The organism is Pseudomonas sp. AU11447, from assembly GCF_001672555.2.
GTDB classification, from domain to species: Bacteria; Pseudomonadota; Gammaproteobacteria; order Pseudomonadales; family Pseudomonadaceae; genus Pseudomonas; species Pseudomonas nitroreducens.
In genome coordinates, this window is record NZ_LZDG02000048.1 from 107,067 (window position 1) to 124,715 (window position 17,649).

At 64.7% G+C, this 17,649-nt stretch carries 20 protein-coding genes and 1 tRNA gene; 10 read left to right on the top strand and 11 right to left on the bottom strand.

All coding sequences use genetic code 11. From position 1 onward, the window contains the following. Nucleotides 1–140 precede the first annotated feature (140 nt). The gene (locus tag A6723_RS18160; RefSeq protein WP_054909696.1) at nucleotides 141–461 is read left to right on the top strand and encodes a hypothetical protein; all 321 of its coding nucleotides are present in this window, start codon (nucleotides 141–143) and stop codon (nucleotides 459–461) included. 114 nt (nucleotides 462–575) lie between these two features. Here the strand turns inward: A6723_RS18160 and greB are convergent, their stop codons facing one another. The 3 genes from greB to A6723_RS18175 are packed head-to-tail and all read right to left on the bottom strand — an operon-like array spanning nucleotide 576 to nucleotide 4,313. Next, nucleotides 576–1,073, bottom strand: a complete 498-nt coding sequence (gene greB, locus A6723_RS18165) for a transcription elongation factor GreB (protein ID WP_054909695.1) — start codon at nucleotides 1,071–1,073, stop codon at nucleotides 576–578. A 41-nt stretch (nucleotides 1,074–1,114) separates the two neighbouring features. Next, on the bottom strand, nucleotides 1,115–3,616 hold the full coding sequence (locus A6723_RS18170) for an ABC transporter permease (RefSeq protein WP_054909694.1): 2,502 nt from the start codon (nucleotides 3,614–3,616) through the stop codon (nucleotides 1,115–1,117). Between the two features lie 13 nt (nucleotides 3,617–3,629). Beyond that, the gene (locus A6723_RS18175) at nucleotides 3,630–4,313 is read right to left on the bottom strand and encodes an ABC transporter ATP-binding protein (protein ID WP_054909693.1); all 684 of its coding nucleotides are present in this window, start codon (nucleotides 4,311–4,313) and stop codon (nucleotides 3,630–3,632) included. Between the two features lie 10 nt (nucleotides 4,314–4,323). Between A6723_RS18175 and A6723_RS18180 the strand changes: the two genes are divergently transcribed. From A6723_RS18180 to A6723_RS18190, 3 genes are all read left to right on the top strand, one after another. Then, entirely contained in the window at nucleotides 4,324–4,929 is a 606-nt protein-coding gene (locus tag A6723_RS18180; RefSeq protein ID WP_054909692.1) for an arylesterase, read from the top strand. An 87-nt stretch (nucleotides 4,930–5,016) separates the two neighbouring features. Further along, a complete protein-coding gene (locus A6723_RS18185) occupies nucleotides 5,017–5,295 on the top strand; it encodes a hypothetical protein (protein WP_054909691.1) in 279 nt (92 codons plus the stop codon). 73 nt (nucleotides 5,296–5,368) lie between these two features. After that, nucleotides 5,369–6,352, top strand: a complete 984-nt coding sequence (locus A6723_RS18190; RefSeq protein ID WP_024764534.1) for a L,D-transpeptidase family protein — start codon at nucleotides 5,369–5,371, stop codon at nucleotides 6,350–6,352. A gap of 119 nt (nucleotides 6,353–6,471) precedes the next feature. Here the strand turns inward: A6723_RS18190 and oprI are convergent, their stop codons facing one another. Together oprI and A6723_RS18200 are read right to left on the bottom strand one after the other, a co-directional pair. Further along, nucleotides 6,472–6,723, bottom strand: a complete 252-nt coding sequence (gene oprI / locus A6723_RS18195) for an outer membrane lipoprotei OprI (protein WP_017517003.1) — start codon at nucleotides 6,721–6,723, stop codon at nucleotides 6,472–6,474. Between the two features lie 412 nt (nucleotides 6,724–7,135). After that, a tRNA-Ser gene (locus tag A6723_RS18200) sits at nucleotides 7,136–7,225 on the bottom strand. Between the two features lie 161 nt (nucleotides 7,226–7,386). On the opposite strand from A6723_RS18200, the gene earP reads away from it, so the two are divergent. Both earP and efp read left to right on the top strand, forming a co-directional pair. Further along, complete coding sequence (gene earP, locus A6723_RS18205; protein WP_054909690.1) at nucleotides 7,387–8,514, top strand: elongation factor P maturation arginine rhamnosyltransferase EarP; 1,128 nt, start codon at nucleotides 7,387–7,389, stop codon at nucleotides 8,512–8,514. Nucleotides 8,515–8,556: 42 nt separating this feature from the next. Further along, on the top strand, nucleotides 8,557–9,123 hold the full coding sequence (gene efp / locus A6723_RS18210; protein WP_045211459.1) for an elongation factor P: 567 nt from the start codon (nucleotides 8,557–8,559) through the stop codon (nucleotides 9,121–9,123). 78 nt (nucleotides 9,124–9,201) lie between these two features. On the opposite strand, the gene A6723_RS18215 is transcribed toward efp, so the two are convergent. The 3 genes from A6723_RS18215 to A6723_RS18225 all read right to left on the bottom strand — a co-directional run bounded on the left by A6723_RS18215 (nucleotide 9,202) and on the right by A6723_RS18225 (nucleotide 11,271). Beyond that, nucleotides 9,202–9,630, bottom strand: coding sequence for an organic hydroperoxide resistance protein (locus A6723_RS18215; RefSeq protein WP_054909689.1), 429 nt, complete (start codon nucleotides 9,628–9,630; stop codon nucleotides 9,202–9,204). A gap of 172 nt (nucleotides 9,631–9,802) precedes the next feature. Next, nucleotides 9,803–10,252, bottom strand: coding sequence for a MarR family winged helix-turn-helix transcriptional regulator (locus A6723_RS18220; RefSeq protein ID WP_054909688.1), 450 nt, complete (start codon nucleotides 10,250–10,252; stop codon nucleotides 9,803–9,805). A 62-nt stretch (nucleotides 10,253–10,314) separates the two neighbouring features. After that, complete coding sequence (locus A6723_RS18225; protein WP_054909687.1) at nucleotides 10,315–11,271, bottom strand: LysR family transcriptional regulator; 957 nt, start codon at nucleotides 11,269–11,271, stop codon at nucleotides 10,315–10,317. Nucleotides 11,272–11,376: 105 nt separating this feature from the next. On the opposite strand from A6723_RS18225, the gene A6723_RS18230 reads away from it, so the two are divergent. Continuing rightward, nucleotides 11,377–12,123, top strand: a complete 747-nt coding sequence (locus A6723_RS18230; RefSeq protein ID WP_054909686.1) for a sulfite exporter TauE/SafE family protein — start codon at nucleotides 11,377–11,379, stop codon at nucleotides 12,121–12,123. Between the two features lie 18 nt (nucleotides 12,124–12,141). Here A6723_RS18230 and A6723_RS18235 read toward each other — a convergent pair whose 3' ends face one another. Further along, a complete protein-coding gene (locus A6723_RS18235) occupies nucleotides 12,142–12,993 on the bottom strand; it encodes a LysR family transcriptional regulator (protein WP_024764539.1) in 852 nt (283 codons plus the stop codon). A 96-nt stretch (nucleotides 12,994–13,089) separates the two neighbouring features. On the opposite strand from A6723_RS18235, the gene A6723_RS18240 reads away from it, so the two are divergent. The 3 genes from A6723_RS18240 to A6723_RS18250 all read left to right on the top strand — a co-directional run bounded on the left by A6723_RS18240 (nucleotide 13,090) and on the right by A6723_RS18250 (nucleotide 15,147). After that, nucleotides 13,090–13,320: a DUF1127 domain-containing protein gene (locus tag A6723_RS18240; protein ID WP_054909685.1), complete on the top strand. Its 231-nt coding sequence runs from the start codon at nucleotides 13,090–13,092 to the stop codon at nucleotides 13,318–13,320. A gap of 75 nt (nucleotides 13,321–13,395) precedes the next feature. Then, the gene (locus tag A6723_RS18245) at nucleotides 13,396–13,866 is read left to right on the top strand and encodes a DUF3291 domain-containing protein (RefSeq protein WP_054909684.1); all 471 of its coding nucleotides are present in this window, start codon (nucleotides 13,396–13,398) and stop codon (nucleotides 13,864–13,866) included. A gap of 60 nt (nucleotides 13,867–13,926) precedes the next feature. Continuing rightward, nucleotides 13,927–15,147 carry a winged helix-turn-helix domain-containing protein gene (locus A6723_RS18250; RefSeq protein WP_054909683.1) on the top strand — a complete coding sequence of 407 codons (1,221 nt, stop codon included), beginning with the start codon at nucleotides 13,927–13,929 and terminating at the stop codon, nucleotides 15,145–15,147. A gap of 34 nt (nucleotides 15,148–15,181) precedes the next feature. Here the strand turns inward: A6723_RS18250 and A6723_RS18255 are convergent, their stop codons facing one another. Continuing rightward, nucleotides 15,182–15,943, bottom strand: coding sequence for a M48 family metalloprotease (locus A6723_RS18255; RefSeq protein ID WP_054909682.1), 762 nt, complete (start codon nucleotides 15,941–15,943; stop codon nucleotides 15,182–15,184). Nucleotides 15,944–16,073: 130 nt separating this feature from the next. Then, nucleotides 16,074–17,420: a class II 3-deoxy-7-phosphoheptulonate synthase gene (locus tag A6723_RS18260; RefSeq protein WP_054909681.1), complete on the bottom strand. Its 1,347-nt coding sequence runs from the start codon at nucleotides 17,418–17,420 to the stop codon at nucleotides 16,074–16,076. Nucleotides 17,421–17,649: the final 229 nt, after the last annotated feature.

Genomic DNA, 17,649 nt, shown 5'->3' on the forward strand with positions numbered 1-17,649 from the left:
ATGCCGCACAGCGCCGATTTAAGTAGCAACTTGCGGGGCGCGGATGCAGCGATGGCTGACATCGAAATACCGCTAAAGCGCTGGTTCGGTGTGCCTCTCGCCGCGTCCAGCTGGACCAAAGAGGCGGAAGACATGACACCATGACCTGTCCCAATCCCCATGTGCGCCTGGCTCCGATCACCACCGGCCTGGTTCGGCGCAATCCGAAGATTCTCCTGGGCGGCAATCACCAGCCCACCCTCGTCCGTTACCTCGATGGTTGGCCCAAGCGCTGGAACGGCTCGCGTACCTTCCTGATCCAGTTTGCCGAAACCTTTGCCGATCTCGCGCGCTTCCCGTCCGACAGCTTTGACTTCGCGGTGGTCCAGTCGCCAGTGGCCGAGCAGTTGGAGTCGGCCATCCACGAGCTGACCCGCGTCGCCCGCCAGGGTCTGATCACTCGTCGCCCGCCGTCGCTCTGAGCTCCAGGTTAAGCCTGTAGGAGCGAGCGTGCTCGCGAACGGATTTCCCGGCAGCTCCGGTGCAGGGCGGGTCCGCGAGCAAGCTCGCTCCTACAAGTGCAGTGCCTGCGTTGCTCAGGGGTACTCGATTTCCACTACGAACCACAGCTTCTCGCCGGAGGGGCTGTGCACCATCACCTCGGCGTCGAGCTCCTTGCCCACCAGGGCGCGGGCCAGCGGCGAGTCGATGCTGATGTGGTTGTTGCGCAGGTCCAGTTCGTCCGGGCCGACGATGCGATAACGGGCCTGCTCGCCGTCCTCGTCTTCCAGAGTGACCCAGGCGCCGAAGTAGACCTTGTTTGGATTGGCCGGGCGCTCGCTGACCACCTTGCAGTTTTCCAGGCGCTTGCGCAGGAAGCGCACGCGGCTGTCGATCTCCCGCAGCATCTTCTTGCCGTAGGTGTACTCGGCGTTCTCCGAGCGATCACCTTGCGCGGCGGCCTCGCTGACCGACTGGGTCACCTGTGGCCGGCGCACGTTCCACAGTTCATGCAGTTCAGCGCGCAGGCGCGCTTCGCCTTCGGGAGTGATCAGCGGGGTACCGGCGGGGCGGGGCGGGCGATAGCGGCTCATGGCATCCAGGGCGGCGAAAGTGGTCGGGCGAGTCTACCCGATCAGCTCTCGCGCAGCAGGCGCAACGGGCTCACGTTGAGCGCGCGGCGCGTCCCCAGCAGCCCGGCGCCACCCACCAGCAGCGCCCCCAGTAACGGCAGCGCCAGCAACCAGGGGTGCGGGCTCCACGGCAGGTCGAACACCAGCCGGTAGAGCAGGTAGCTGATCAGCTCGCAGCCCAGTGCCGCCAGCAGGCCGCTGACCGCGCCGAGCAGGGCGAACTCGCTGCGCCGCGTGCGCATCAGCAGGCTGCGTTCGGCCCCCAGGGCACGCAGCAGCGCACCCTGGCGCAGGCGCTCGTCGAGCGTCGCCTGCAGACCGGCGAACAGCACCACGAAGCCGGCGGCAAGGACGAATACCAGCACGTACTCCACGGCCAGCGTCACCTGGTCGAGGATGCTGCGCAGCTGCGCAAGCAGTGCGTCCACTGGCAGCAGGGTGACGGTGGGGTAGGCGCGGGCCAGCTCGATCAACTGGCGCTCCTGGCTGGCCGGCAAATAGAAACTGGTCAGGTAGGTCACCGGCAGGTCGGTCAGGGTGCCCGGCTCGAAGACCATGAAGAAGTTGGGCTGGAAGTTGTCCCACTTTACCGAGCGCAGGCTGCGGATCTGCGCCTCGCGGGTCTGCCCGGCAACGGTGAAACTCAGGTGGTCGCCGACCTTCAGGCCGAGGTTGCCGGCGAGCTTTTCTTCCACCGAGACGCCTGGTAATTCGTTCTTCTCGCCTGCCGTCCACCACTCGCCGGCGACTATCTGGTTGCCTGCGGGCAGGCGTGCGGACCAGGTCAGCCCCAGGTCGCGTTGCAGGGCGCGCTCGCTGCGGATGTCCTCGTTCATCGCGTGGACGGGCTTGCCGTTCACCGCCACCAGGCGGCCGGGCACCATCGGGTAGAGGTCTTCGGCATTGGGTGACAGCGACTTCACCCGCTGCTCGAAGCCGTCTTTCTCGGCCGGCAGGATGTTCAGCGCGAAATGGTTCGGGGCATTGGGCGGCAACTGCGAATGCCAGGTATCCAGCAACTCGCCGCGCAGCAGGGCGATCAGTGCCATGGCCAGCAGGATCAGGCCGAAGGCGAGGCTCTGCCCGGCGGCTGCCAGCGGGTAACGCAGCAGTTGGCCGAGGCCCAGGCGCCACGGCAGGCTGGCCCCTTGCAGCGCGCTACGCAGGCCGCGCAGGGCGAGCAGCAGGATAAAGCCGAGGACCACTGCGGCGATGGCGCCGCCACCGAGCAGGGCGAGGGTGAGTTTCAGGTCCAGGCTCAGCCGCCACATGATCAGGCCGAGGGCGAGCAGCGCACAGCCGTAGGCCATCCAGGTGCGCATCGGCACCGGCAGTAGGTCGCTGCGCAGCACCCGCAGTGGCGGTACGCGGCCAAGGGCAGCCAGCGGCGGAAGGGCGAAGCCGGCCAGCGCGACCAGCCCGGTAGCCATGCCGGCGAGCGCCGGGACGATGCCGGCGTCGGGGATTTCCGGCGGCAGCAGGTTACCCAGCAGGTGCATCAGGCCAAGTTGTGCCAGCCATCCCAGGAAGGCGCCGAAGAGGCTGGCGACCACGCCCAGCACGAACAACTGGCTGCCATACAGCAGCAGCGCTTCGCGGCGCGACAGTCCCAGGCAGCGTAACAGCGCGCTGGCGTCGAAGCGGCGGGTGGCGAAGCGGTTGGCAGACAGCGCCACCGCCACGCCGGCGAGCAGCACGGCGGCGAGGCTGGCAAGGTTGAGGTAGCGCTCGGCGCGGCCCAGGGCATCGCCGATCTGTCGGTTGCCGTGGTGCGCGTCCTGCAACTCCTGGTTGGCGGCCAGCGTGTTCCGAGTGGCCTGACGATAGGCCTGCAAGGCTTCGTGCGGACCGCCCCACAGGTCGCGGTAGCGCACCCGGCTGCCGGGCTGCACCACGCCGGTGGCGCCCAGGTCCTGCAGGCTCATCATCACGCGCGGGGTAAGGCTGTAGAAGTCGCCGGCGCGATCCGGTTCATAGGTCAGTACACGGGCGATACGCAGGGATTTGCGGCCGATGTCGACGCTGTCGCCGATCTTCAGGTCGAGGCTCGCCAGCAGGCGTGACTCGACCCAGATATCACCCGCTGCCGGGCGTCCGCCTTCGACCTCCGGCTGCAATGGCGCGGGTGCGCTTTTCAGTTCGCCGCGCAAGGGATAGCTGTCGCCGACGGCCTTCACGCTGCTCAGCTGAATGCCGTTGTCGGTGGCCACCACGCTGGAGAACTCCACGCTCTGTGCGTGCTGCAGGCCCAGCTTGAGGCCGCTGTCGATCTGCTCCTGGCGCGCGGGCTGGGTGCCGGTGAGCACCAGGTCGGCGCCGAGGAATTCGGCGGCGCGCACCAGCATGGCGCCGTTCAGGCGAGCGCTGAAGTAGCCGATGGCGGAGCTGGCCGCCACCGCCACCAGCAGGGCGAAGAACAGCACGCGCAGTTCGCCGCTGCGCCCTTCGCGCCATAGCTGGCGCAGGGACAGGCGGAACAGGTTAGGCAGCGACAGTGGCTTCATCGGCTCTCGTCCGTCAGGGTTCGACGTGGTCGATCAGGTGGCCGCTTTCCAGGCGGATGTGACGCTGGCAGCGGTGGGCGAGGCGCTCGTCGTGGGTTACCAGGACGAGGGTGGTACCGCGCTCGCGGTTCAGCTCGAAGAGCAGGTCGCTGATGCGCTCGCCGGTATGGGTGTCGAGGTTGCCGGTGGGCTCGTCGGCGAACAGCACGTCCGGCTCGGCGGCGAAGGCGCGGGCGATGGCGACGCGCTGCTGCTCGCCACCGGAGAGCTGGCGCGGGTAGTGGGTGAGGCGTTGGCCGAGGCCGACTCGCTCCAGCAGTTCACGGGCGCGCTGCCCGGCGTCCTTCCGGCCATCGAGCTCCAGCGGCAGCATGACGTTCTCCAGCGCATTGAGGCTGTCGAGCAGCTGGAACGACTGGAAGACGAAGCCGACATGAGCGGCACGCACGCGGGCGCGCTGGTCCTCATCGAGCCTGCCGAGGGTGTGGCCGAGCAGGACGATCTCGCCGCCGCTGGGCAGGTCGAGCCCGGCCAGCAGGCCGAGGAGGGTGGACTTGCCCGAGCCGGAACTGCCGACGATGGCGAGACTGTCGCCGCGGGAGAGGTCGAGGGAGAGGTCGTGGAGGATGGTCAGCTTGCCTTCCGCGCTGGAAACAACCTTGCTAAGGTTCCGCGCGGTGAGAATGCTTTCGCTCATGGAGAATCCGATGCGTGCATGGCTAATGGGCGGCTGCCTGGCGTTGCTTCTGATCACGCAGCAGGCCGCGGCGCAGACGCTGTTGGTCGTCGGCGATAGTATCAGCGCCGGTTTGGGGCTGGATACCAGCCTGGGTTGGGTCAGCCTGCTGGACAAGCGCTTGAAGGAGCAGGGTTTCGACTACCAGGTGGTGAATGCGTCGATCTCCGGCGATACCACGGCAGGTGGCCTCGCGCGCCTGCCGGCGCTGCTTTCGGAGCAGAAGCCGAAGCTGGTGGTGATCGAACTGGGCGGTAACGATGGCCTGCGTGGGATGGCGCCGGCGCAATTGCAACAGAATCTTGCCTCCATGGTGGATCAGTCGCGCCAGGCGGGCGCGAAGGTCATCCTGCTGGGGATGCGCCTGCCGCCGAACTACGGGCAGCGCTATACCGATGCATTCGCCAAGGTCTTCGACAGCGTGGCGAGCGAGCAGAAGGTTCCGCTGGTACCGTTCTTCCTTGATGGAGTCGGCGGTGTGCAGGACATGATGCAGGCCGACGGTATTCATCCGGCGGTTGCGGCACAGCCTAAACTGCTCGACAACGTGTGGCCGACGCTCAAACCCTTGCTGTGATGGGCGGTTGCAGTAATAAACCACTGAATCGAGGCTTCCCCGCGCCCGGCCTTTCGGCTATGTTTGCGCACCCTTCTGGAACCCCCTATGTCGCGCCCCGCCTGGACCCTCTTCGCCTACCAGTTGATCGAACCCGATGAGCAGCTGGACCTGTTCGCCTGCCGCGAAGTGCGGGTGCACCTGGTTGCGCGCCAACTGGAGCTGGGAACCCCGGCCGACCGCACCCTGTGCGGCAGCCTGCTGCCGGCGCAGCCTCTGTGGCGCGGCGCCGAGAGGCCGATGCTGCGCGACCGGCGTATCTGCGCGGCCTGCCTGAAACAACTGGAAGAGGAAAAGCGCGGCGCGCGCAGTTCCTGGCTCGTCTGATATCTCCCGTTGACGGGGCTTGCGGTGGTAAACTGATCACCCTTTGCTCATTGCCCACGTCAAGGATCCTCGGATGTTGTCGCGCGTCATTGCCGCCTGCTCGCTGTCCCTCGCCGCGCTGCTCTCGGCCGGCCCTGTTTCCGCCATTGAATTGCCGCTGCCGGCACCGGGCGACGATATCGTCGGCCAGGTCCAGGTGATCAAGGCCAAGTACGAAGACACCTTCGCCGACCTCGGCGAGAAGTACGGCCTCGGCTACTCCGAGATGATCGCCGCCAACCCGGGCGTCGATGCCTGGCTGCCGGGTGTGGGCACCGAGATCATCATTCCGACCCGCTTTGTCCTGCCGGCCGGCCCGCGCGAGGGCGTGGTGATCAACCTCGCCGAATACCGCCTGTACTACTTCCCCAAGGACAAGAACGTCGTCTACACCTACGCCCTGGGTATCGGTCGTGAAGGCTGGGGTTCGCCGGTGGGCAGCACCAGCGTGATCGCCAAGACCAAGGATCCGGCCTGGTATCCGCCGGCGTCGATCCGCGCCGAGCATGCCGCCGATGGTGATCCGCTGCCGACCGTGGTGCCGCCAGGCCCGGACAACCCGCTGGGGCCGTACAAGATGAGCCTGGGCTTCCACGGCTACTTGATCCATGGCTCGAACAAGAAGTTCGGCATCGGTACTCGTACCAGCCACGGTTGCTTCCGCATGTACAACTGGGACGTGACCCAGCTGTTCTCGATGATCCCGGTGGGTACCAAGGTGCGCATCATCAACGAGCCGTACAAGTTCGGTCGCAGCGAAGGCAAGATCTACCTTGAGGCCCATGCGCCGATCGATGACAACGGTGATCCGTCGGTCGTCGACAAGCACACCGCCGTGATCAACGCCCTGCTCAAGCGCGAAGACATCGCCAGCCAGATGCAGATGGACTGGAACGTGGTGCGTGAAGTGGTTGCCGCCGAAGACGGCCTGCCGGTTGCCATTGCCCAGCCGCAGCAGGTGCAGCAAGGCGGTTCGGTTGCCGCCACTGTCGACCAGGATGCGATGCCGCTGCAGTAACTTTCTGCGCCAGTGAAAGAGCCCGCCGCGAGCGGGCTTTTTCTTGCCTGCTACTTTCTTGCGGGCATAAAAAAACCGACCCCGGAGGGTCGGTTTTTTCGAACAGATCCGAAGATCTATTACTTGCGGCTGGCTTTGTCCAGCATACGCAGTGCGCGCTCGTTAGCCTCGTCAGCGGTCTGCTGGGCTTTCTGAGCGGCGGCCAGAGCTTCGTCAGCCTTGCGATAGGCTTCATCGGCACGGGCTTGAGCGCGAGCAGCGGCGTCTTCAGTAGCGGTCAGACGTGCTTCGGTTTCTTTCGAGTGGCTGCTGCAACCGGTGGCCAGAACAGCAGCCAGAGCCAGAGCAGAGAATTTCAGAACGTTGTTCATCGTGTTCCCCTTAAGGTGGACATTTCCATTAAAAGCAATCTCCCATGACTGGGAAATTAGCCGGACTACATAGTACTCATTACTTGTAGTAAGTAAACTGACCAAGCGCAAGTACGGCACTTTTTTTTCATGTTAGGTCGCTCTTCGCAGTAGTGCGAGGCCGATTTGGGCAAAAACTGTCCAATCTGGCAAAGGAGTGTTTCCAAAGTGCGTCAGGCAAGCTCCGAGGCCGCTTTCCGGCCTGTGGAACCAAGCTCTCAGATGACTGTCGACAATGGTCGAACAACTGTTTAATCGCCGTTGTGCATTTGTCCAACTGACAACTTGCAACTAGGTCGCAACAGGTGAAGAAAGTGTGAAGGGGAAAACGAAAAAGCCCGGCTAATTGCTTAGCCGGGCTTTTTCATGAATCTGGCGGTGAGGGAGGGATTCGAACCCTCGATACGATTTCTCGTATACACACTTTCCAGGCGTGCTCCTTCAACCGCTCGGACACCTCACCAGATTTCTCGACAGCGCTGTGTCTGTCGAGGCGCGCACTTTACTCAAAGGTTTCCTCCTTGGCAAATGTTTTTTGAAAATTTTTTCCAAGGGATTCATCGGCTTAAGGAGCGCGGCCGGGATCGCAGGTACACTGGCGCCTTCTGATCCTCGGGAGGGCGCATGGCCAGCTGGGACGTTTTCTGCAGCGTAGTCGACAACTATGGCGATATCGGCGTCACCTGGAGACTGGCTCGCCAACTGGCCGGCGAACATGGCCAGCAGGTTCGGCTATGGGTCGACGATCTGGCGGCCTTCGTGCGCATCTGCCCGACGGCCGATGGCGCGGCCGAATCGCAACACCAATCCGGTGTGGAGGTACGCCTGTGGCCGAAGCCCTGGCAGGACACTCACGCGGCGGATGTAGTGGTCGAGGCCTTCGCCTGCGAAATTCCGCCTGCCTATATAGAAGCGATGAAACAACGCCGGCAGCCGTCACTCTGGCTGAACCTGGAATATCTCAGCGCCGAACCGTGGGTGGAGTCCTGCCATGGCTTGCCATCGATGCAGGCCAGCGGTTTGCAGAAGTACTTCTACTTCCCCGGCTTCACTCCGGCCACCGGCGGGCTGTTGCGCGAGAGCGATCTGATTGCCCGGCGCGACGCTTTCCAGGCCGACCCGGCGGCCAGCCTTCGATTCCTGGAAAGTCTTGGCGTGCACCCGCATGCCCATGAGCGGCGCATCTCCCTGTTCGCCTATGAAAATGCCGCGCTGGGCAGTTGGCTCGACGCATTGGCTGCCAGCTCCGACAGCACTTTGTTGCTGGTACCCGAGGGCAGGGTCCTGGCCGATGTCGAGCGCTGGGCACAGAGAACGTTGAAAGCAGGGGAGCAGTTCCAGCGCGGCGCCCTGCGCCTGCAGGTACTGCCCTTCGTCCGCCAAGAGGACTATGACCCGCTCCTGTGGAGTTGCGATGTCAATGCGGTGCGCGGCGAGGATTCCTTCGTGCGGGCGCAGTGGGCGGGTCGGCCATTCGTCTGGCACATCTATCAGCAGGATGACGATGTTCACCTGGAGAAATTGCAGGCATTCCTGGCCCTGTTCAGTGACGGGATGGACGAGCCGCTGCGGACCGAGCTGATGGCGTTCTGGATGGCCTGGAATGGTCAGGATGACGCCGGGGTAGCCTGGCAGACGCTGGAAAGCCGGCTGCCGGAGTGGTCCGCGTGGATTGGCAATTGGCAACGGCGACTGACCGAACAAACCGATCTTGCTGCGGGGCTGGTGCGTTTTTATACAAATTGGCTATGATATGGCCCCTGATTTTTGTCTCCAATCCAATCGGATAATCGTATGAAAACCGCACAAGAGTTCCGCGCTGGCCAGGTTGCCAACATCAATGGCGCCCCCTGGGTCATCCAGAAGGCCGAGTTCAACAAGTCCGGCCGTAACTCCGCGGTCGTCAAGATGAAGCTGAAGAACCTGCTGACCGGTGCCGGCACCGAGACCGTGTTCAAGGCCGACGACAAGCTGGAGCCGATCATCCTCGATCGCAAGGAAGTGACCTACTCCTACTTCGCGGACCCGCTGTATGTCTTCATGGACACCGAGTTCAACCAGTACGAGATCGAGAAAGGCGATCTGGAAGGCGTGCTGACCTTCATCGAAGACGGCATGACCGATGTCTGCGAAGCGGTCTTCTACAACGAGAAAGTCATCTCCGTTGAACTGCCGACCACCATCGTTCGCGAAATCGTCTACACCGAGCCGGCCGTCCGTGGCGACACCTCCGGTAAAGTGATGAAGACTGCTCGCCTGAAGAACGGTGCTGAAGTCCAGGTTTCCGCCTTCTGCGAAATCGGTGACTCGATCGAAATCGATACCCGCACTGGCGAGTACAAGTCCCGCGTCAAGGCCTGAGCCTGATTCGAGACACAAAAAAGCCCGGCTGATGCCGGGCTTTTTCGTTTCTGGCGTTCTGGATTGTCGGCGCTGGAGTCAGACGCTGACGTTCAGGCGCACGTCGATGTTGCCGCGGGTGGCGTTGGAGTAGGGGCAGACCTGGTGGGCCTTGGCGACCAGGTCTTCCGCCTCGGCCTGGTCAAGGCCCGGCAGGTTGATGTTCAGCTCGACTTCCAGGCCGAACCCACCGGGGATCTGGCCGATGCCTACCTTGCCGGTGATCGAGGCGTCCGCCGGGATCTGCTTCTTGCTCTGGCTGGCGACGAACTTGATGGCGCCGATGAAGCAGGCCGAGTAGCCAGCGGCGAACAGCTGTTCCGGGTTGGTCGCTTCGCCGCCGGCGCCGCCCAGCTCACGCGGGGTGGTCAGTTTCACGTCGAGGATGCCGTCCGAGGAAACGGCACGGCCGTCGCGGCCTCCGGTGGCGGTAGCGGTGGCGGTGTAGAGGGCTTTGATGGTTTGCATGGTGGTCTCCGGTTCGCTGTCAGGTAAGTCTGGTTGAGAATGTCTTGCTGCTTAATATTTTGTGCACTAAGCAGTTCGTGAGGTGAAATTTAGTTCTATTTAATTTAGTGCGCAAGATAATTGTTGGAAGATTTCTGACTAAGGAACTTGCAGCTTGGGCATAAGCCCCGATTTACGGGGCTTGCAGATGCCCGCGCAGGTCCACGAGCTCCTCCTGGAGTCGCTTCAGACTGTCCAACGTTAGACCGCTGCTGGCCAGGATGCAGGCCGGAATGCGCTCCGCCTGTCGGCGCAGTTCCCGGCCCTTGGCGGTCAGGCGCAACTGCACGACACGCTCGTCTGCCTGGCTGCGGGTGCGGGTGATCAGCCCTTCGGCTTCCAGCCGCTTGAGCAGCGGTGTGAGCGAGCCGGGGTCGGTGAGCATGCGCGAGCTGATCTCGCCCACGGTGATGCCGTCTTCTTCCCAGAGCACCAGCATGGCGATGTACTGCGGGTAGGTGAGCCCCAGTTCCTGCAGCAATGGCTTGTACACCTTGGTCATCTGCAGGGACGTGGAGTAGAGGGCGAAGCACAGCTGGTTATCCAGCTTGAGGGCTTCGCAAGTCGGGTCTGGCTTGGTCATGGCGTGCTCCCGGCTGAGCGCTCGAGGCGAAGAGGTGATTGCGCATTAATTTAGCGCGGTGGCTAATTCTTGAACAGCGCTTCCTCCAGTGCCGTGTCCCAGGGGGGAGGGAAACCGAAGCGTTTCAGCAGGAACGCCAGCAGGCGTTCGCTGCGCGGGTGGGTACCGCGTTGCAGGCGCAGCGCGTGGATGACGCCGGGCTCAGGCTCGGGGAGGCCGTTCTCGCAGAACAGAGGCAGCAACTGGCCGCTGATCAGGTACTCACTGCACAACCATGTCGGCAGGTGCGCCAGGCCGATGCCCTGCAGCGCGCCTTCCACCAGTGTTTCCGCATTATTGGCGGTCATGCGCAAGCGGCGCGGCCGAAGCTGCTGCAGCCTGCCGTCGATGAGGAAGCGCCACGCCAGTGCGGGTGCCAGGCCTTCCCAGTCGAGGCCGATGTGCTCCGGCAATTCCAGGGGGGAGGCAGGCCTGCCGTGATGCTGCAGGTAGGCGGGGCTGGCGCAGACGATCCGCCGCATGGAGGCTAGGCGCGTGGCGACCAGGCGGCTGTCGGGCAAGGTGCCGATGCGCAGGACCAGGTCGACCTGGCCGAGGTTCTCCCCGCGGGTGTCGGTGAAGCTGTCGATCAACCGCAGTTGCACGTCCAGGCCGGGGTTGGCGGTAAGGAAGTCGACCAGCGCCGGTGCGAGATGGCGACGCCCGAAAGGTACCGGGGCGTCGATGCGGATCAGGCCTTCCGGCGCGGTGCTCAGGGACACGGCCTCCGCTCGCGCCTGACGCAGTTCGCTGACGATCCGTCGTGCCCGCTCGGCGAAGGCCAGCCCCGCCGGCGTGGCGCGCACGTTGTGGGTGCTGCGCACGAGCAGGGTCGATCCCAGCCCCTGCTCCAGGGAATCCATGCGTCGCGCCACGGCGGAAGGGGTGAGCTGGCGCAGGCGGGCGGCAGCGGAAAAGCTGCCGTTGTCGAGTACGTCCAGGTAGAGATCGAGCTGATCTTCGAGATTGGAGGGCGTCATGGCATTCATTGGCTATGCAAGAAAGGCAAAACCATTGTGCAGCGCTTTGCGTTTCCCATCCAGCCGGGCTTTTCTAGCATGGACGCACTGTTGTGGAGGTGCGTGATGTGGGATCTGGTCGTGGACTTTCTGCTCGGCGTCGTGCTGGGCAGCCTGGGTGGGCTGTTCGGTATCGGCGGCGGGCTGCTGGCGATTCCGGCGCTGGGCGTGCTGTTCGGGCTGGACCAGCAACTGGCGCAGGGCACTGCGCTGGTGATGGTGGTGCCGAACGTGCTGCTGGCAATCTGGCGCTATCACCAGCGCAATCGCATCGATTTCGCCCAGGCCGGGGTGCTGGCGCTGACCGGCCTGGTCTGCGCGTTCTTCGCTTCCAGCATTGCCGTCAACCTGGATGCCCGCAGCATGCGCACTGCCTTCGTGGTTTTCCTGGTGCTGTTGGCGCTGTACCTGTTGGTGCGGCTGTTCCAGCGTGTGCCGCAGGGTGGCAGCACGCCGCGCTACGGCCTGCCGTGGATGGGCGTGCTGGGGCTGGGGGCCGGTTCGCTGGGTGGCCTGTTTGGTGTGGGCGGTGGCGTTCTGGCGACGCCGGTGCTGACCTCGGTGTTCGGCCTGACCCAAGTGATCGCCCAAGGCCTCGCGCTGGCACTGGCGGCGCCCAGCACGGGCGTGGCGCTGGCAACCTACGCGGTGCACGGCCACGTGGACTGGCGCATGGGCAGCGCGCTGGCGCTGGGCGGCCTGGTGAGCATTTCCTGGGGCGTGCGGCTGGCCCACGCGCTGCCAGAACGTCAGCTGCGCATGGCCTTCAGTGCCTTCCTGATCGTCTGTGCGGTGCTGCTGGCGGTGCGCTGAGTCCCAGCGTGTTGATAGTCAGGACTTGAAGCCCTCGACTATGTACTCGGCGAGCTTGTCGGTCACCGGCGTCATCTTCTGCCCACGCAGTAGCACGATGCTGGCGTTGGGCAGCACCGGTAGGCCTTCGTCCTCGCCGATGATGCGCAGGTTGCCGGTCAGCAGGCTGCGCAGTTGCGCGGTCACCGCCAGTCCGGCGTTGGCCACGGCGAACAGGGCCGACAGGCTCGGGCTGCTGTAGGCGATGCGGTAGTCCACTTCCATCGCCTCCAGGGCGTTGCAGGCCCAGGCGCGGCAGAAGCAGGCGGTGTTGAACATCGCCAGTGGCAGCGGGCGCTGGTCCTGCGGGCAGAAGCTCTCGGCGGCCATCCAGACGAAGTCTTCCTGGCGCAGCAACTGACCGATCTCGGTGCCCGGCTCGCGGGTGACGATGGACAGGTCGAGGTCGTTGCGCATCAGCAATTGCGCCGAGGAGTCGCAATGCACCTCGACCTGCACCAGCGGGTAGGCCTCGGCGAAGCGCGAGAGGATGCTGGGCAGGAAGCGCATTACATAGTCGTCCGGCGTGCCGATCTTCACCGAGCCGACCATGTGCGGCTGGCGGAAGGTGTTGAACACCTCGCCCTGCAACCGCAGGATGCGCCGGGCGTAACCCAGCAAGATCTGGCCTTCGGGTGTCAGGCGCACCTGGCGGCCATCGCGCTCGAACAGGCTGCGTTCCAGCACGTCCTCCTCCAGGCGCTTCATCTGCATGCTCACCGCCGACTGGGTGCGGTTGACCATCTCGGCGGCGCGGGTGAAGCCGCCGTGGTCGGCGATGGCGACGAAGGTGCGCAGCAGTTCGCTGTCGATGCTGGGGAAGCTGCTCATTCATCAATCTCTGAGATGGGTCGTATAAGAATGATTCGTTGGATTGATCTTAGCGCGAGCAGGAAACTGCATCCAACCCCACAGGGAGGAAGCAAGATGAAAGGTCAAATCGGTTTCGTAGCAGCGTCCTACCATGTTCACAAAATCGCGGCCGCACCGCTGTGGAAGCGCGCCGTGCAACGTGTCCTGCATTGGCACGAACTGGCCCGCCAGCGCCGTGAGCTGGCGACCATGAGCGATGAAGCGCTCAAGGACATCGGCCTGAGTCGCGCCGATATCCAGCAGGAAGTCGAGCGCCCGTTCTGGGCCGACTATGTTCGTCGTTGAGCCTGCCGGGCGGCACGGACCCTCACCGTGTCGCCCGCTCTTGCAAGTCTGATCAGCGTCATGACAAGGAAGCCCATGTCCACGCACTACCACCTCGCCCAGGTCAACATCGCCAAGGCCCGCGCCCCGCTGGATCATCCCCTGATGAAGGGATTCGTTGACCAGTTCGATCACATCAATGCCCTTGCCGAGCGCAGCGCGGGTTTCGTCTGGCGGCTGCAGACGGAGGAGGGCGATGCCACCTCTATCCGCGTCTTCGACGACCCGCTGATCATCGTCAACCTGTCCGTCTGGGAGTCCGTGGAGGCGTTGAAGGAATACGTCTACAGCGGCGAGCACCTGCAGGTACTGCGCAACAAGCGTGACTGGATGGAGCGCCTTGGCGCGCCAAGCCTTGCGCTCTGGTGGCTGCCCGCAGGCGACCTGCCGGACGTGCCTATGGCCCGCGAGCGCCTGGAGCGCCTGCAACTGGAGGGGCCGTCGCCGGAAGTCTTCACTTTCGCCCGACCATTCCCGGTGCCTGGATCGTTGGCCGAGCCGGCCTGATGCAGCCAGGCGCGGCAATAGGCGTTAGGCTCTAGGGCTTGCCCCGTCCTGGAGTCCACGATGCCGACCGTAGAATCCCTGTCCCTCAAGCAAGCCCGCCGCCTGGCCCTGGCCGCCCAGGGCTTTGCCCTGCGCAGGCCCGGCGGCGAGGTGCAGCGTCGCCATGTGCGCAGCCTGCTGGAGCGCCTGGGTGTACTTCAGATCGATTCGGTGAACGCGCTGGTGCGTTCGCATTACCTGCCGTTGTTCTCGCGCCTGGGCAACTACTCGCCGACGCTGCTGGAAGAGGCGGCCTGGAGCGGCGGGCGGCATCGTCGCCTGTTCGAATACTGGGGGCACGAAGCCTCGTTGCTGCCACTGGAGCTGTATCCGCTGATGCGCTGGCGCATGCGCCGCGCGGCCGAAGGGCGTGGCATCTACCAACAACTGGCGCGCTTCGGGCGTGAGCGGCAGGCGGTGATCCAGCGGGTGCTCGATGCCGTTCGCGAGCAGGGCGCGCTGGGCGCCGGCAGCCTGACTACCCGAGAGGAGCGCGCCGGCCCCTGGTGGGACTGGAGCGATGAGAAACATGCGCTGGAATGGCTGTTCGCCGCAGGCGAGGTGACGGTCGCCGGGCGGCGCGGTTTCGAGCGTCTGTACGACTTGCCGGAGCGCGTACTGCCGTTCGATCTGCTCCGGCAGCCCGAGTTGGACGAGGCCGAGGCGCAGCGCCAGTTGCTGCTGCATTCCGCCCAGGCTCTGGGCGTGGCCACCGAGAAGGACTTGCGCGACTACTTCCGTCTGGACCCTGCCGACAGCAAGGCGCGGCTGGCGGAGTTGGTGGAGGCGGGCGATCTGCTGGTCGTACAGGTTCAGGGCTGGCAGGCGCCGGCCTATTGCCTGGCGGATCCGGTCATTCCGCGCAAGGTGCGCGCCAGTGCCTTGCTGTCGCCATTCGATTCACTGGTCTGGGAGCGCTCCCGCACTGAGCGGCTGTTCGATTTCCGTTATCGCCTGGAAATCTACACGCCGCAGCACAAACGCGTTTACGGCTACTACGTCCTGCCTTTTCTGTTCAACGAGCACCTGGGCGCGCGGGTCGATCTGCGCTCCGATCGCGCCGCGGGAAAGCTGGTGGTGCATGCCGTCCACGAAGAGGAAAAGGGATTGGGTGAAGAGGGCCTCGCCGCGTTGGCGCAGCAATTGAACGAGATGGCGCGCTGGCTGGGGCTCCAGCGGGTGGCGGTGAACTGCCAGCGGCCCTCGGGCGAGCGCCTGCAGGGGCTGCTGGCGCAGGCCTGAAACGAAACGGGCCTCTGCAGAGGCCCGTCCGTGATCACTTGCCGCTGGCGATGCGTTTGCGGATGTGGTCCGCACGCTGCTGCGAGCCGGGGTGGGAGTCGAACATGCTGCTTTCCTCGCCGCCGCTGAGCTTGGCCAGCTTGTCGAAGGCGCTGGCCAGGCCGTTGAGGTCGATGCCGCGCTTCTTCAGCAGGTCGAAGGAGTAATCGTCGGCCGCCGACTCCTGGGACTGGGAGAACTGCGCGTTGACCAGCGCTTCACCGATTTCACCCAGCTGCGATTGCGACAGGGCGGCGACGGTAGCATTCCCTGACGCTGCGACGGCACCGCGGGCGGCGGCGGTTGCGTAGGCAGTCTGGGTGGCCTTCTTCACGTGGCCGAGGGCGACGTGACCGATCTCGTGGCCGAGCACGCCTTCCACTTCGTTGTCGTTCATCAGGTCCATCAGGCCGGAGTAGACGCGTACGCAGCCGTTGGCCATGGCGAAGGCGTTGATATCTTCGGTGAGGTAGACCTTGTAGTTGATCGAGGTGCCGGTCAGCGGGTTGCCCAGGGCGGCGGCGATCTTGTCCAGGCGCTGCGCGTAGGGGCTGGAGGCCGGGGCGATCTGGGCTTCGGCATCCTGCTTGGCACAGGCTTCGTCGGCGACCTGCTTGATCTCGGCATCGCTGAGGGTGGCGGCCTTCATGGCCATCATGCCCGACTGCACGAGGCTGTCGGTGTTCATGTTCTGGCAGCCGGAGAGCGCGGCGCTGGCGCCGATCAGCAGGGCGAGGAGGGAGCGGTGCAGTTGCATCGGGAATCTTCCTTGGTTGACGGTTTCCATGGCGCGGCGGCTGCCGCGCGGGGCGCCACTCTAGGTAGGCGCCCCTGTACCGTCAATTGCAGGAAGTTGTTTTAGGACTGCTCTGAGACCCGTGTCGGATTCAGCGGCGAACCTGCTTCAGGGTTTCGGCGATGAGGAAGGCCAGCTCCAGCGACTGGTCCGCGTTCAGGCGCGGGTCGCAGTGAGTGTGGTAGCGATCGCTCAGGCCGGCCTCGGTGATCGGCCGCGCACCGCCGATACACTCGGTGACGTTCTGCCCGGTCATCTCGATGTGGATGCCGCCGGCGTAGCTGCCCTCGGCCCGGTGTACTTCGAAGAACTGCCGGACCTCGGCGAGGATGCGCGCGAAGTCGCGGGTCTTGTAGCCGCTGGAGGCCTTGATGGTGTTGCCGTGCATGGGGTCGGAGCTCCACAGCACCTGCTTGCCCTCGCGCTGCACGGTCTGGATCAGGCGCGGCAGGCCGTCGCCGACCTTGTCGGCGCCCATGCGCACGATGAGGTTGAGGCGGCCGGGCTCGTTGTCCGGGTTGAGGATGTCGATCAGGCGGATCAGCTCCTCGCTGTCCATGCTCGGGCCGACCTTCACGCCGATGGGGTTGCCGACGCCGCGGAGCATTTCGACGTGGGCGCCGTCGAGCTGGCGGGTGCGATCGCCGATCCACAGCATGTGCGCGGAGCAGTCGTACCAGCCGCCGGTGAGGCTGTCGCGGCGGATGAAGGCTTCCTCGTAGTTCAGCAGCAGCGCTTCATGGGCGGTGAAGAAGCTGGTTTCGCGCAGTTGCGGCGCGGTATCCAGGCCGCAGGCACGCATGAAGGCGAGGGTTTCGTCGATGCGGTCGGCCAGTTGCTGGTAGCGCTCGGACAACGCCGAGTTGGCAATGAAGTCGAGGTTCCACTGGTGCACCTGGTGCAGGTCGGCGAAGCCGCCATTGGCGAAGGCGCGCAGCAGGTTCAGCGAGGCCGTGGACTGGTGGTAGGCCTGCAGCAGGCGGTCCGGGTCTGGCACGCGGCTTTTCTCGTCGAAGCCGATGCCGTTGACGATGTCGCCGCGGTAAGCCGGCAAGGTCACGCCGTCGATGGTTTCATCGCCGGAGGAGCGCGGTTTGGCGAACTGGCCGGCCATGCGGCCGACCTTCACCACTGGGCAGCCGGCAGCGAAGGTCATCACCACAGCCATCTGCAGCAGCACCTTGAAGGTGTCGCGGATCTTCGCCGCGGAGAACTCGGCGAAGCTCTCGGCACAGTCGCCGCCCTGCAGCAGGAAGGCGCGGCCAGCGGTGACCTCGGCGAACTGTCGGCGCAGCTCGCGGGCCTCGCCGGCGAACACCAGCGGCGGGAAGCTGGCGAGGGTGCGTTCGACCTCGCTCACGCGGTTCGCGTCGGGGTAGGCGGGCTGTTGCTGGATCGGTTTGCTTCTCCAGCTATCGGGGCTCCAGGGCAGGCTCATTGGCGGGTCTTCGCGGCTATGGACGGTATCCGCCCATGGTATCAGCTCGGCATATGGCCCGCGCGAGGTCGCCGTGGCGGTTTGCGCTGGAAAAGAAGGGACATCCTTGTCCTGGGGAACACTGGTGGGCGATCAGCCGCCCGCGCAGCGCACAGGTGTGCGCTGACGCAGGAATACCGACGAAAGACAGTGACGGTTGGCGGACTCGCGAAGGGCGCTACGCTGGCGC

What these genes read in the sequence shown, in the direction of transcription:
- A6723_RS18175 (WP_054909693.1), bottom strand. Translation starts at nt 4,313, where the DNA reads ATGAGCGAAAGCATTCTCACCGCGCGGAACCTTAGCAAGGTTGTTTCC.
- A6723_RS18185 (WP_054909691.1), top strand. Translation starts at nt 5,017, where the DNA reads ATGTCGCGCCCCGCCTGGACCCTCTTCGCCTACCAGTTGATCGAACCC.
- earP (WP_054909690.1), top strand. Translation starts at nt 7,387, where the DNA reads ATGGCCAGCTGGGACGTTTTCTGCAGCGTAGTCGACAACTATGGCGAT.
- A6723_RS18255 (WP_054909682.1), bottom strand. Translation starts at nt 15,943, where the DNA reads ATGCAACTGCACCGCTCCCTCCTCGCCCTGCTGATCGGCGCCAGCGCC.
- A6723_RS18225 (WP_054909687.1), bottom strand. Translation starts at nt 11,271, where the DNA reads ATGACGCCCTCCAATCTCGAAGATCAGCTCGATCTCTACCTGGACGTA.
- A6723_RS18245 (WP_054909684.1), top strand. Translation starts at nt 13,396, where the DNA reads ATGTCCACGCACTACCACCTCGCCCAGGTCAACATCGCCAAGGCCCGC.
- A6723_RS18235 (WP_024764539.1), bottom strand. Translation starts at nt 12,993, where the DNA reads ATGAGCAGCTTCCCCAGCATCGACAGCGAACTGCTGCGCACCTTCGTC.
- A6723_RS18160 (WP_054909696.1), top strand. Translation starts at nt 141, where the DNA reads ATGACCTGTCCCAATCCCCATGTGCGCCTGGCTCCGATCACCACCGGC.
- A6723_RS18220 (WP_054909688.1), bottom strand. Translation starts at nt 10,252, where the DNA reads ATGACCAAGCCAGACCCGACTTGCGAAGCCCTCAAGCTGGATAACCAG.
- A6723_RS18190 (WP_024764534.1), top strand. Translation starts at nt 5,369, where the DNA reads ATGTTGTCGCGCGTCATTGCCGCCTGCTCGCTGTCCCTCGCCGCGCTG.
- A6723_RS18180 (WP_054909692.1), top strand. Translation starts at nt 4,324, where the DNA reads ATGCGTGCATGGCTAATGGGCGGCTGCCTGGCGTTGCTTCTGATCACG.
- A6723_RS18240 (WP_054909685.1), top strand. Translation starts at nt 13,090, where the DNA reads ATGAAAGGTCAAATCGGTTTCGTAGCAGCGTCCTACCATGTTCACAAA.
- A6723_RS18250 (WP_054909683.1), top strand. Translation starts at nt 13,927, where the DNA reads ATGCCGACCGTAGAATCCCTGTCCCTCAAGCAAGCCCGCCGCCTGGCC.
- A6723_RS18215 (WP_054909689.1), bottom strand. Translation starts at nt 9,630, where the DNA reads ATGCAAACCATCAAAGCCCTCTACACCGCCACCGCTACCGCCACCGGA.
- efp (WP_045211459.1), top strand. Translation starts at nt 8,557, where the DNA reads ATGAAAACCGCACAAGAGTTCCGCGCTGGCCAGGTTGCCAACATCAAT.
- greB (WP_054909695.1), bottom strand. Translation starts at nt 1,073, where the DNA reads ATGAGCCGCTATCGCCCGCCCCGCCCCGCCGGTACCCCGCTGATCACT.
- A6723_RS18260 (WP_054909681.1), bottom strand. Translation starts at nt 17,420, where the DNA reads ATGAGCCTGCCCTGGAGCCCCGATAGCTGGAGAAGCAAACCGATCCAG.
- oprI (WP_017517003.1), bottom strand. Translation starts at nt 6,723, where the DNA reads ATGAACAACGTTCTGAAATTCTCTGCTCTGGCTCTGGCTGCTGTTCTG.
- A6723_RS18170 (WP_054909694.1), bottom strand. Translation starts at nt 3,616, where the DNA reads ATGAAGCCACTGTCGCTGCCTAACCTGTTCCGCCTGTCCCTGCGCCAG.
- A6723_RS18230 (WP_054909686.1), top strand. Translation starts at nt 11,377, where the DNA reads ATGTGGGATCTGGTCGTGGACTTTCTGCTCGGCGTCGTGCTGGGCAGC.